General features: G+C 61.1%; 12 protein-coding genes. 5 read left to right on the top strand and 7 right to left on the bottom strand.

All coding sequences use genetic code 11. The annotated features are described in order from the left end of the window. The first annotated feature begins 59 nt into the window (after positions 1-59). Complete coding sequence (gene poxB, locus ACW9IB_RS23800; protein WP_457415732.1) at positions 60-1,784, top strand: ubiquinone-dependent pyruvate dehydrogenase; 1,725 nt, start codon at positions 60-62, stop codon at positions 1,782-1,784. A gap of 53 nt (positions 1,785-1,837) precedes the next feature. Here poxB and ACW9IB_RS23795 read toward each other — a convergent pair whose 3' ends face one another. Further along, positions 1,838-2,395: an NADPH-dependent FMN reductase gene (locus tag ACW9IB_RS23795; protein ID WP_457415731.1), complete on the bottom strand. Its 558-nt coding sequence runs from the start codon at positions 2,393-2,395 to the stop codon at positions 1,838-1,840. Between the two features lie 225 nt (positions 2,396-2,620). On the opposite strand from ACW9IB_RS23795, the gene ACW9IB_RS23790 reads away from it, so the two are divergent. After that, positions 2,621-2,857 (top strand): hypothetical protein, encoded by a 237-nt coding sequence (locus tag ACW9IB_RS23790; protein ID WP_457368760.1) that lies wholly within the window; start codon positions 2,621-2,623, stop codon positions 2,855-2,857. A 61-nt stretch (positions 2,858-2,918) separates the two neighbouring features. Here ACW9IB_RS23790 and ACW9IB_RS23785 read toward each other — a convergent pair whose 3' ends face one another. Then, on the bottom strand, positions 2,919-3,263 hold the full coding sequence (locus ACW9IB_RS23785; RefSeq protein WP_457415729.1) for a hypothetical protein: 345 nt from the start codon (positions 3,261-3,263) through the stop codon (positions 2,919-2,921). A gap of 109 nt (positions 3,264-3,372) precedes the next feature. Here ACW9IB_RS23785 and ACW9IB_RS23780 point away from each other — a divergent pair, with 109 nt between their 5' ends. After that, positions 3,373-4,266, top strand: coding sequence for a LysR substrate-binding domain-containing protein (locus ACW9IB_RS23780; protein WP_457415727.1), 894 nt, complete (start codon positions 3,373-3,375; stop codon positions 4,264-4,266). Here the strand turns inward: ACW9IB_RS23780 and ACW9IB_RS23775 are convergent. From ACW9IB_RS23775 to ACW9IB_RS23755, 5 genes are all read right to left on the bottom strand, one after another. Then, positions 4,263-4,832 (bottom strand): GNAT family N-acetyltransferase, encoded by a 570-nt coding sequence (locus tag ACW9IB_RS23775; protein ID WP_457368781.1) that lies wholly within the window; start codon positions 4,830-4,832, stop codon positions 4,263-4,265. The two genes, ACW9IB_RS23780 and ACW9IB_RS23775, sit on opposite strands and share 4 nt — an antisense overlap. 20 nt (positions 4,833-4,852) lie before the next feature. After that, a complete protein-coding gene (locus tag ACW9IB_RS23770; protein WP_457415726.1) occupies positions 4,853-7,108 on the bottom strand; it encodes an Orn/Lys/Arg family decarboxylase in 2,256 nt (751 codons plus the stop codon). A gap of 184 nt (positions 7,109-7,292) precedes the next feature. Next, positions 7,293-8,033 carry a DNA polymerase III subunit epsilon gene (gene dnaQ / locus ACW9IB_RS23765; RefSeq protein WP_457368780.1) on the bottom strand — a complete coding sequence of 247 codons (741 nt, stop codon included), beginning with the start codon at positions 8,031-8,033 and terminating at the stop codon, positions 7,293-7,295. A gap of 70 nt (positions 8,034-8,103) precedes the next feature. Beyond that, the gene (rnhA, locus tag ACW9IB_RS23760; protein WP_457368756.1) at positions 8,104-8,556 is read right to left on the bottom strand and encodes a ribonuclease HI; all 453 of its coding nucleotides are present in this window, start codon (positions 8,554-8,556) and stop codon (positions 8,104-8,106) included. 46 nt (positions 8,557-8,602) lie between these two features. Next, entirely contained in the window at positions 8,603-9,361 is a 759-nt protein-coding gene (locus tag ACW9IB_RS23755) for a class I SAM-dependent methyltransferase (RefSeq protein WP_457415724.1), read from the bottom strand. 65 nt (positions 9,362-9,426) lie between these two features. Here ACW9IB_RS23755 and gloB point away from each other — a divergent pair, with 65 nt between their 5' ends. Together gloB and ACW9IB_RS23745 are read left to right on the top strand one after the other, a co-directional pair. Then, complete coding sequence (gloB, locus tag ACW9IB_RS23750) at positions 9,427-10,194, top strand: hydroxyacylglutathione hydrolase (protein WP_457415722.1); 768 nt, start codon at positions 9,427-9,429, stop codon at positions 10,192-10,194. Positions 10,195-10,292: 98 nt separating this feature from the next. Continuing rightward, positions 10,293-11,705 carry a transglycosylase SLT domain-containing protein gene (locus tag ACW9IB_RS23745; protein WP_457368753.1) on the top strand — a complete coding sequence of 471 codons (1,413 nt, stop codon included), beginning with the start codon at positions 10,293-10,295 and terminating at the stop codon, positions 11,703-11,705. Positions 11,706-11,768: the final 63 nt, after the last annotated feature.

The following is an 11,768-nucleotide window of genomic DNA, read 5'->3' as shown; positions in this document are numbered from 1 at the left end:
GATCGAACTGTCCCCTATTGATCAGTCGTTTTTAACCTCACTGACCATTGGAGTGCTTCATGGCGAAGATCAACCTGGCCCGGCAACTGGCGAACACCCTCGAACAGGCGGGCATCCAGCGTATCTGGGGCCTGACCGGCGACAGCCTAAACGGCCTCACCGACGCCTTGCGCAGCATGGACAGCATCGAGTGGATGCATGTGCGCCACGAAGAAGTGGCAGCGTTTGCCGCCGGGGCCGAAGCGGCCGCTACCGGCGAACTGACGGTGTGCGCCGGCAGTTGCGGCCCGGGCAACCTGCACTTGATCAACGGCCTGTTCGACTGCCATCGCAACCACGTGCCCGTGCTGGCCATCGCGGCGCAGATCCCGTCCTCGGAGATCGGCCTGAACTACTTCCAGGAAACCCACCCCCAGGAACTGTTCAAGGAGTGCAGCCACTTTATCGAACTGGTGACCAACCCCGCGCAGATGCCCCAAGTGCTGCACCGCGCGATGCGCTCGGCAATCCTCAATCGCGGCGTGGCCGTGGTGGTGATTCCAGGCGACGTGTCATTGCTGGAAGTCGAAGACAACGTCAAGCCCTGGCCCGCGCTGCACGCGCCACGCACATTGCCCGCCGAGCAAGACCTGCAACAACTCACCGACCTGCTCCAGAACAGCGAAAAAGTCACCCTGCTGTGCGGCAGCGGTTGCGCCGGGGCCCATGATCAAGTGGTGGCACTGGCCGACGCCCTCGGAGCACCGGTGGTGCATGCACTGCGCGGCAAGGAACATGTGGAGTGGGACAACCCGTTCGATGTGGGCATGACCGGCCTGATCGGCTTCAGCTCCGGTTACCACGCGATGCTCGACTGCGACACGCTGGTCATGCTCGGCACCGACTTCCCCTATCGCCAGTTCTACCCCACCGACGCGAAGATCATCCAGGTCGACCGCAACCCGCAGGCCCTGGGCCGCCGTGCCACATTGGACCTGGGCATCGCGGCGGATGTGCGCGAAACGATCGACGCATTGCTGCCCCGGCTGACGCGCAAAGCTGACCGCAGCTTCCTCGACACCTCACGGAAGCACTACGAGAAAGCCCGCCAAGGCCTGGATGACTTGGCGCAGCCATCCAAAGCCGATCGCCCGATTCACCCGCAATATGTGGCACGCCTGCTCAGTGAACTGGCCGACGAGGATGCGATTTTCACCGCCGATGTCGGCTCTCCCACTGTGTGGGCCGCGCGCTACCTGAAAATGAACGGCAAGCGTCGCCTGATCGGCTCGTTCAACCATGGCTCCATGGCCAACGCCATGCCCCAGGCCATCGGTGCGCAGGCAGCGTTTCCCGGACGGCAAGTGATCTCGATGTCCGGCGACGGCGGCTTCGCCATGCTGATGGGGGACTTCATCTCACTGGCGCAGTTGAACCTGCCGGTCAAAGTCGTGGTTTTCGACAACGCGTCGCTGGGCTTTGTCGCCATGGAAATGAAAGCCGCGGGCTACCTGGACACCGGCACCGAGCTGAAAAATCCGGACTTCGCGGCGATGTCCAATGCGATGGGCATCCTGGGCATACGCGTGGAGCAATCCGAAGACCTGGAGCCTGCCCTGCGTCGCGCACTGGCCCATGACGGGCCGGTGCTGGTGGATGTGGTCACCGCGACCCAGGAACTGGTAATGCCGCCGACGATCAAGCTGGAACAGGCCAAGGGGTTCAGCCTGTACATGCTCAAGGCGGTAATGAGCGGACGCGGCGACGAAGTCATCGAACTGGCACGTACCAACTGGTTGCGCTAGACCCGATGTGGAAGCGGGCTTGCCCGCTCCCACACGTTGAACGCCTTTACCCATCAAGCCTTGTGCTTTTCCACCCATTGGCCATAGGCGTTGATAAACGCTTGCAGGAACGGCCTGGTCTTTTCCGAAATCTTGCCCGCGTCATCGAAAATATTGCCCGCGCCCCCCAGATAGGCTTCCGGTTGCTGCATGCAGGGAACATCGAGAAACACCAGGGATTGGCGCAGATGATGGTTGGCGCCAAACCCGCCGATGGCCCCCGGCGACACGCTGATGATCGCCCCGGGTTTACCGCTCCACGCGCTTTGCCCGTAAGGACGCGAGCCCACGTCGATAGCATTCTTCAACGGCGCCGGTACCGAGCGGTTGTATTCCGGGGTCACGAACAGCACCGCGTCGGCCCCGCCCAGCTGTTTGCGGAACGTGCCGTAGGCGGCGGGCGGCGTCGCGCCGTCGATGTCTTCGTTGTAGAGGGGCAAATCGCCGATTTCGAGGATATTCAGCTTGAGGTTGGCGGGGGCCAGTTCGGCCAGGGCCAAGGCAACCTTGCGGTTGATCGAGTCCTTTCTCAAGCTGCCTACCAGAACGGCAATCGTATAAACCTTGCTCATCTGCTTCTCCCGACATCTGACTATGGAGCTTGTAGTTATAGAGTCTCGACGGCGTGCGCACCAGCAGGTTTTTTTATATTCATCGGGGTGTGATTTGCCGGGATTGTGTAGGACGGATCTGAATTCATCACGGAATAGTATTTTTTTCTTGTAGGTAAACTACCCCGCCACCTGACGGTCTACAGAACCGCAAATCGAGTGTTTATCTCCAGAGGTTCTAAACAGATGGCTGCAGTACTTGTCGGACAGTTCCATGCCAGAGACGCAGAAGGACGTGTGTATTCGGTGCATGAGTTCCAGGAATCCAACCCGGCGCAAGGCGACCTGGTTGGCTCGGCGCCCTCCACCACCTACAAGCTGGCCATTGGCGATCGTGTAGAAAAACTGGAGGGCGATGAATTCAAACTGATCCAGTCGGGGACCATTATCGTCCGCGAATCGGAAACCACTCTCGCCTCGTAGCAACTCGCCTCATCCACCTGCTCAGTCCTGGCCATTGACGGCATCGACTGGGCCGGGGCGATCACGGACGGCGTATCTCCGTTACTTCGATCGCAGACTCTCCATCGACCTTCTTCAGTGTCACCATCAAGCGCCCCCGCTCGCCTTCAACGGCGTACATCGAACGCTGGTAACCCACGCGCTCATAACCGGGATGTGCAATCACCTGCCTGACCAAGGCCACGTCCAGTACCGTACCCACCTGCTCGGCCACCTGTTGCTCGGAGCGGATGAAGGCCTCAAGGGCGAGAGTTTCCGGCGCGGTGTCGTCTTGCATGTCGAGGAGATAAGCAGCCGCACAACCCACGGTCACCAGGACCAGCAGTTGTTTGGCCGTTACCCCGAGGAATGTCGAGGGTAGAGGCATGTGAGACCGGACCTGTTTTTGTTGTATGTGCCGATAGCCGGCTTTGGTCATTGATGATCAACGCGGCCATTCTATTGAATCCCCACCGCGCTGCACATAGACTCCGGCCATGCGTTTACGTCATATCGAAGTGATTCAGGCCATTTTGCAGACCGGACACCCAGGCTTGGCGGCCGAATGGTTGCAACTCCCCGTGGGCGATGTAGACGCTGCGCTCAAGGAAGCCGAACAACAACTGGGCTTCATGCTCTTTGCCAGTGTGCGCGGACGCCTGCAGCCGACCCGGGAAACACTGGAGCTGCAAGCCGCAATCGCGCCATTGTATGAAGCGCTGGAACCGGTGCAACGCCTGGCCAGCCGCCTGAAACACCATCACGCCCCGACCCTGCGCACCCTCTGCACACCGCCGCTGGCCAACCAGTTGCTGCCGCAAAGCATCGCAGCGCTGCGCCGTCGTTTCCAGGACACACCGTGCAACCTGTCGAGCCAGCCCACCCGCGAGATCGTCAGGAGCCTGTTGCTGCACGAAGCCGAGGTGGGCTTGAGCCTGCACGATCCGGAACACCCGCAAATCCAGAGCACGGTACTGGCGCAAGGCAAGCTCCAGTTGCTGGCGCCCCACGGCTGGCTGAAACCCAAACAGAAATACATGGCGCTGCAAGAGCTGGCCGGGCAATCGATGATCGGGCTGGAGGGGCAAGATCCGCTCAGTCGCCTGCTCGATGCCAAACTGCAGGCCCTGCGTCCGCTGCCGGTGGTGCAGACGCGGGTGCAGACGTACCAGATGATGCGCAGCATGGTCGAGGCCGGGGAAGGCCTGGCGATTGTCGACCCGTTTACCGCCTGCGGCGCGCGCGAGGCAGGGCTGGACGCATGCCCGGTGTCGCCGCCGATCATGGTCAGCCTGTATGCACTCACATTGAAGGATGCCGTGACGTCCCCCGCGTTGAACGCACTGCTGGAGATCGTCACACAGAAAGCGGAAAGCCTGTTGGCAGGTTAGGATTTGCCGGTTTCGGTCTTGAACAGCCGGTACCAGAAGATCGCCACCTCGCGGGTCTGCGGATCGATCCCGCGATAACGCAAGTGGTCGATCCCGCCCATCACATAGCCGCAACGCTCATACAGGCGGCAGGCGCCGAGGTTGTTGTTCTGGGTTTCCAGCATCATGCCCGGCAGGTTTTTCTTGCGGCTCCAGAACTGCGCCACATCGAGCAAGGCTTTCGCCACGCCGTGGCGCCGTGCAGGCAAGGCCACCGCCAGCTCGTCGACATGGGCGAAGCCGTTCCAGTTGGTGCTGACCACGATATGCCCCACCGCGCGATCATCGAGAAAGGCCATGAAGATCGCACTGTCCGGTGCATCGCGAAAGCTGGCGAACTCTTCCGGGTCGATGCCGTAGCACTTGCGGTACGGCAAGATGCGCTCCACCGGCCATTGATCGACCCGCTTGCCCATCTGCGGCTCGCCGTAGGCATTGACCTCAAAGCTGAAGTCGTTGCCCCACACGTAGGCATCGAAGCCCTCGTCGGCGACCCGGACAGTGAGCCCCGGGTATTTCGGCGTCATAACAGCGTGCATAACCATCCTTAACCCTTGATGCAGTCAACCGTGTAACAACGGCCACTGCCGTCATCTTCGTGTTGCAACCCATGAACATCCGCGACAAAACCGGGGAAACCGCTATCGAACGTCCGGGCAAACGCCAGGTAATCGATGATCGACCGCGTCGACTCGGTAAAGCGCTCCCCCGGCATGATCAACGGAATGCCCGGCGGATACGGCACCAGCATCACCGCTGCGATACGCCCTGACAAGGCATCGATGGGTACCGCCTCCACTTCACCCCTGACCAGTTGGTCGTAGGCGTCGGCCGGCTTCATCGCGATTTCCGGCAACACCGTGTACATGCGCTTGAGGTGTTTGGCGGTGGCATTGCTGCGGTAGCAACTGTGCAATTGGTTGCACAGGTCGCGCAACCCCAGGCCTTGATAACGCACCGGGCCTTGGGCGAACACCGATGGCAAACAACTGGCCAGGCTGACGTTGGCGTCATAGTTGCGTTTGAACTCCAGCAACTCGGTGAGCAAGGTACTCCATTTGCCCTTGGTGATGCCCATGGAAAACAGCACGAGGAAGGAATACAACCCGGTCTTCTCCACCACCAGCCCACGCTCCCACAGGAACTTGCTGACCACCGCAGCGGGAATTCCGCACTCGCTCAACGCGCCTCCAGCATTGAGACCCGGCATCACCAAAGTGACCTTGATCGGATCCAGCAGCACGTAGTCTTCAGCCACGTCGCCAAAGCCATGCCAATCATCCTGGGGTTGCAGCAACCAATCCGCTGTGGCCACCCGGTCGATACCGGCCACCGACGGCGGCTGCCAGATGGAAAACCACCAGTCCTCGGCGGCGATGTGCTGGCGCAGGTTGGCCAGGGCACGACGAAAGCTCAGCGCCTCGTCGAACATCTCTTGCAGCAGCGAGCGCCCGGCCGGGCCTTCCATCATCGCCGACGCCACGTCCAGCGAGGCGATGATGCTGTATTGCGGTGAAGTGGAGATATGCATCATGAACGCTTCGTTGAAGCGGTCACGGTCCAGTTGACGCGCGCCGCCGTCCTGCACGTGGATCATCGACGCCTGACTGAAGGCCGCCAGCAGCTTGTGGGTGGAGTGCGTGGTGAACACCAGCGGGCTGTCCGGCGTGCGCGAAGTGCCCATGCCGTAGCGCCCGGCGAAAAACTCGTGAAAGGCGGCATAGGCATACCAGGCTTCGTCAAAGTGCAACACCTCGACACTGTTGCCCAGTTGCTGCTTGATCAGTTCGGCGTTGTAGCACAGCCCGTCGTAGGTGGAATTGGTCACCACGGCCATCTTCACCCTGGCTGGCCGGCCCCGGGTCAAGGGGCTGGCCTCGATCTTGGCATGGATCGAGTCGGGGCTGAATTCACTCAGGGGAATCGGCCCGATGATGCCCAGTTCATTGCGTTCCGGGCACAGGTACAGCGGGATCGCGCCGGTCATGATGATCGAATGCAGCACCGACTTGTGGCAGTTGCGGTCCACCAGAACCAGGTCATCGCGACCGACCATGGAGTGCCAGACGATCTTGTTCGCGGTGGATGTACCATTGATCACAAAGAACGTGTGGTCGGCGCCAAAATTACGCGCGGCGCGGGCTTCAGCGTCGGCCAGCGGACCGGTGTGGTCCAGCAATGAACCCAGCTCGGGCACCGAGACCGACAGGTCCGAACGCAGGGTATTTTCCCCGAAAAATTGATGAAACGCCTGCCCCACCGGGCTTTTGCGATAAGCCACGCCACCACCATGACCAGGTGTGTGCCAGGAATAATTGGAGTCGGCGGTGTGTTGCACCAGCGCCTTGAAGAACGGTGGCAGCAAGCCATCCAGGTAGGTACGGGCAGCGCGCGCCACCTGCCGGGCCAGAAACGGCACGGTGTCTTCGAACAGGTAAAGGATGCCGCGCAGTTGATTGAGCTCGCTCATGGCATCGGCCGGCGCGTTTTCCAGCGTGACTCGCTCGCCAAGGGCAAAGATCGGCAGGCTGGGCGCCCTCACCCGCGCCAGGCGAATCAGTTCGACCATGTTTTGCAGCAGATGGGTATTTTCCCCCGCGCCCTCGGCGGCGATCAGCATGCACGCCAGGCCATGATGGGTTGAGGCCACCAGACGGCCCTCGGCGTAATCCACCGCCTCGACGATACTGAAGCCTTCCTGTTCCAGCTCCCGGGCGATACCTCGAACCCGATCACCGGCGACGGTGTCGGCCTTGATGTCGCGGTGCACGATCAGAACCGGGAACTTCAGGTCTTTGTACATGAGTGCTTGGAGTCCTGATGGCTATGCACTCAAGGGTAGAAGCTTGGGGGCGATGACGCGAATGAAGATTTTGAAAGCCGTGAAGCTCAACTGTGGGAGCTGGCTTGCCTGCGATGGCGGTCTCTAACCTTGCAGTGAAGGTAATGGCCTCATCACCGGCGAGCCGGGCTCCTACAGGGTTGTGTCATTGTTGAGTCAGGGTCGACCACAACGCCGGCGCGCCCGCCGACTTGGCGATGGCTTCCAGGCGTGCCGCATGTTCGGCCAGGTCCTGCTCGCTGGCGCGGATGATCGTGGTGGGCTTGCGGTCGGCCGGCAAACGGCGGATTTCCGATGGGCGATTGCCCGCGCCCTCCGCCGAACCGCTGCCGTCGGACGCATTACCGGCCAGGGATAGGCTGGTTTGCCCGCCGGTCATTGCCAGGTAGACGTCGGCCAGGATCTCGGAGTCGAGCAATGCGCCGTGCAACTCACGACCGGAGTTGTCGACGCCGTAGCGTTTGCACAGGGCATCCAGACTATTGCGCTGACCCGGGTGACGCTCGCGGGCCATCATCAAGGTGTCGAGGATCGAGCAGTGCTGGGAAAGATCCGCACGCTCCGTCTGCCCCATCAGGGCGAATTCGTTATTGATGAAGCCGACGTCGAACGCCGCGTTATGAATGATCAGTTGCGCTCCGTCGATGAACTCGAAGAACTCATCGGCGACTTCGGCAAAGCGTGGTTTGCCCTTGAGGAACTCATCGGTGATGCCGTGGACGCCGATCGCGCCCTCGTCGCTGTCGCGGTCCGGTTGCAGATAAACGTGAAAATGGCGACCGGTGAGGCGTCGACCCAACAGTTCGACGCAGCCGATTTCGATGATCCGGTGGCCATCGGTCACCGGCATGCCGGTGGTTTCGGTATCGAGTACAACAGATCGGATGGCCATCAGGGTTCAGCTCTCAACGGTGTGGTGTCAATCAAAGGACGCGATGTTAGCACGTGAGCCGGCATCAGCTCTGCTTGTAACCCCGCACTTCATCCACGCCCCGGTTGGCCAGCTGGTCGGCGCGTTCGTTGCCGGGGTGGCCGATGTGACCGCGCACCCATTTCCAGGTGATGTTATGGCGATTGCATTGTTCGTCGAGCAATTGCCACAGGTCGGCGTTTTTCACTGGCTCCTTGGCTGCGGTTTTCCAGCCGCGCTTCTTCCAGTTGACCATCCACTCGTTGATGCCTTTCATCACGTATTGCGAGTCGGTCACCAGCAGCACGTCGCAGCGGCGCTTAAGCTCTTCGAGGCCACGGATGGCGCCGAGCAGTTCCATGCGGTTGTTGGTGGTGTTGGCCTCGCCGCCCCACAGTTCCTTCTCGACGCCTTTGCACACCAGCAAGGCGCCCCAGCCGCCGGGGCCCGGGTTGCCCTTGCAGGCGCCATCGGTGAAGAGTTCTACGGTATCGGTCATTCGGTAACATCCATCAAGACAGGCGGGGTCTGAAATCAAAAAAGGTTTAGGGTTCGCTTTGCTTGCGATTGACTTTGGCCATCGGCATCGGCACCAGCTTGCCCACGGGCTGACGCTGCACCTGGCGCACCGGACGCAGCCCGACCACGATTTTGCGGGCGACCAATAGATAGAAGCCGCCTCCCGACAGTTGCCAGGCGCCGGCGCGGCGTTCCCAGCCGGCCAGGCGGGCTTGCCACTTGGCCGAGGCAAGCGGCGGACGATAGCATCCGAAGCGGCGTTTCTCCAGCGCGAAGCCCAGCAGGTTCAGCCAGTCCCCCACCCGTGAAGGCGAGATGCAACGCGCCTGGCGCAAGCCATCATGGGCGAAGACATGGCGCAGGCCCCAACTGCTCCAGGGGTTTATTCCGATAATCAGCAAATGGCCACCAGGGCGCACGCTGCTGGCGGCTTCGCGCAGCAAGCCATGGGGCGACAGGCAGAAATCCAGGCCATGTTGCAGCACCACCACGTCGGCGGCGTGTTCGCTCAAGGGCCAGGCCTGCTCCTCGCAGACGATCTCCACGCCGGGCAACGGCGCGCCGAGGCGTACATTGCGTTGCACCTGAGGTGCACACGGTGGCGTCTGCGCCGACGGACCGTAATGCACGAGATAGCCGCCAAAGAACCGACCCAGCTCGTCTTCGAGCATGCGCCGTTCTTCATCCAGCAAAAATTGCCCGATCGGCCCGGACAGCCATTCTCGGGCGGCGCCGATCAGGGCCAGCCACTCGGGATCGGCCTGGGCGAACGCTTTATCAGTCATTGCATTCTCCAACTCGCCTATACGTTCTAAGATGCACCAATGTGTCCAGCTTGGCGAATCGAAGAATGATACAGATCAGTGCCCTGCCCGCCTTCACCGATAACTACATCTGGTTGTTACAAGACCCACAGACCCGGCGCTGCGCCGTGGTCGACCCCGGCGATGCCGCGCCCGTGCTGGCCTGGCTCGAGCAAAACCCCGGCTGGACCCTCGGCGACATCCTGATCACCCATCATCACCACGACCACGTTGGCGGTGTCGAACAGCTCAAGGGCGCAACCGATGCCAGGGTGTATGGCCCGGCGAGCGAGAAGATCCCGGCACGGGATGTGGCGCTGAACGACAACGAGCGCATCCAGGTGCTGGGTCTGGACTTCGACGTGTTTGCCGTACCCGGCCATACCTTGGGGCATATCGCCTTTTATCATGCCGGCGTGCTGTTCTGCGGCGACACCCTGTTTGCGGCCGGCTGCGGTCGCCTGTTCGAAGGGACGCCGGAGCAGATGCACAGCTCGCTCGAGCGCCTGGCCGCCTTGCCCGCGGAGACGCTGGTGTACTGCACCCATGAATACACCCAAAGCAATCTCAAATTTGCCCAGGCAGTGGAACCGGATAACGCCGATATCGCCGAACGCGTGGAGAACGTCCGCCAACTTCGGGCTAACGGCGAGATAACGTTGCCATCCAACCTGGCCTTGGAAAAACGCACCAATCCCTTCCTGCGCACCGCTGAAACATCCGTTAAACAAAAAGCGGACGAACGGAACGGTCGCGACAACCGCTCTGGGGCCGAGGTGTTTGCCAGTTTGCGGGCCTGGAAAGATAAGTTCTAAGTGGATGCAATCTGATACGCAATTTCTGAATGGTTGACCGGAACCCGGGCGCTTTCTAGAATCGCCCGACATTTTTGCCCGGAACTTACTTCCAGCCAATGTCGTCATCTATTCGTAAATCCATTTCTTCAGACGCATTGACCCGCCTGGCTCAAGCTGTGGCGGTGGCTGTGTCCGCGACTCTGGCGGGCTGCCAATCGACTCATTTCGCTGCACAATCCACCGTGCAACCCAAACCGAATCTTGCTGCCAAGATCAAGCAGAAACCCATCTGGCTCTCAGAGAAGCCCAGCCCCGAAGTGCCCCAGGATGTCTGGGAACGCATGCGCCGGGGCTTTCAATTGCAGGACGGTGTAGGCGTCAACCCACGCATCGAGCAACAGCGCCTGTGGTTCGCCAGCAACCCGTCCTTTCTGGAGAACGCCGGCGAACGCGGCAGTCTCTACATTCATTACATCGTCGAACGCCTTGAAGAACGCAACATGCCCCTGGAGCTGGCGCTGCTGCCAGTGATTGAAAGTGCCTACAACCCAATGGCCTATTCGCGCAGCGATGCGGTCGGCCTGTGGCAGTTCATTCCCTCCACCGGGCGCTACTTCAACCTGCGCCAGACCCGCGCCTACGATGGCCGCCGCGACATCACCGCTTCCACCACCGCCGCCCTGGACTACCTGACCCGCCTGCACGATATGTTCAACGGCGACTGGTTGCTGGCCCTCGCGGCGTATAACGCGGGTGAAGGTACGGTCAGCCGCGCCATCGAGCGCAACGAGAAGCTGGGCCTGCCCACCGACTACTGGAACCTGCCCCTGCCCCAGGAAACCCGGGACTACGTGCCCAAGTTCCTGGCGCTGTCCCAGGTGGTGCTGGCCCCCGAGGCCTACGGCGTCAACCTGAACCCCATCGCCAACCAGCCGTATTTCGAAGTGGTTGAAGTCAAGCAAAGCATGGACCTGTCACGGGTCGCGGCGCTGGCCGAAATCGACGAAGACGAACTGTTCCAGCTCAACCCGGCCCTGAAACAACGTACCACCCTGGACGGTCCCCAGCATTTGCTGGTGCCAAGCTCCAAGGCGCAGTTGCTCACCAGCACGCTTTCGACGATGAAGCCCGAAGAGTTGTTGGCAATGCGCCCGAAAAAGCAGGTGTTCGACGAAGTCGAGAGCGCACGGGTCGCCGGACGCACGCGCAGCTACAAAGTGCGTAGCGGCGACAACCTGACGCTGATCGCCAAGGCGAACAAGGTCGATGTGCATGACCTGCAACGCTGGAACAAGCTCAACGGCCAGGCCCTCAAAGTCGGCCAGACCCTGGTAATGCAGGACACGCGCAAGCTGGTGGCCAAGGCCGACAGCAAGAAGCCGGTGCAGTACAAGGTCCAGAAAGGCGACTCGCTGTATATCGTCGCCAAGCGCTTCAACGTAGAGATGCAACACCTCAAGCGCTGGAACCCGCGTACCGGCCAGGCGCTCAAGCCTGGGCAGATGCTGGTGGTTTCCGGCCCAAGATAAACCTGCATGAAAGCGGGCTTGTGTGGGAGCTGGCTTGCCTGCGACAGCATCACCTCGGTGTAT

Source organism: Pseudomonas sp. SDO524_S393 (genome assembly GCF_054071875.1).
This window is presented reverse-complemented; position numbering and strand designations above follow the sequence as displayed.

Coding starts and splice junctions, on each gene's coding strand:
- poxB (WP_457415732.1), top strand. CDS start 60: ATGGCGAAGATCAACCTGGCCCGGCAACTGGCGAACACCCTCGAACAG.
- ACW9IB_RS23795 (WP_457415731.1), bottom strand. CDS start 2,395: ATGAGCAAGGTTTATACGATTGCCGTTCTGGTAGGCAGCTTGAGAAAG.
- ACW9IB_RS23790 (WP_457368760.1), top strand. CDS start 2,621: ATGGCTGCAGTACTTGTCGGACAGTTCCATGCCAGAGACGCAGAAGGA.
- ACW9IB_RS23785 (WP_457415729.1), bottom strand. CDS start 3,263: ATGCCTCTACCCTCGACATTCCTCGGGGTAACGGCCAAACAACTGCTG.
- ACW9IB_RS23780 (WP_457415727.1), top strand. CDS start 3,373: ATGCGTTTACGTCATATCGAAGTGATTCAGGCCATTTTGCAGACCGGA.
- ACW9IB_RS23775 (WP_457368781.1), bottom strand. CDS start 4,832: ATGACGCCGAAATACCCGGGGCTCACTGTCCGGGTCGCCGACGAGGGC.
- ACW9IB_RS23770 (WP_457415726.1), bottom strand. CDS start 7,108: ATGTACAAAGACCTGAAGTTCCCGGTTCTGATCGTGCACCGCGACATC.
- rnhA (WP_457368756.1), bottom strand. CDS start 8,556: ATGACCGATACCGTAGAACTCTTCACCGATGGCGCCTGCAAGGGCAAC.
- ACW9IB_RS23755 (WP_457415724.1), bottom strand. CDS start 9,361: ATGACTGATAAAGCGTTCGCCCAGGCCGATCCCGAGTGGCTGGCCCTG.
- gloB (WP_457415722.1), top strand. CDS start 9,427: ATGATACAGATCAGTGCCCTGCCCGCCTTCACCGATAACTACATCTGG.
- ACW9IB_RS23745 (WP_457368753.1), top strand. CDS start 10,293: ATGTCGTCATCTATTCGTAAATCCATTTCTTCAGACGCATTGACCCGC.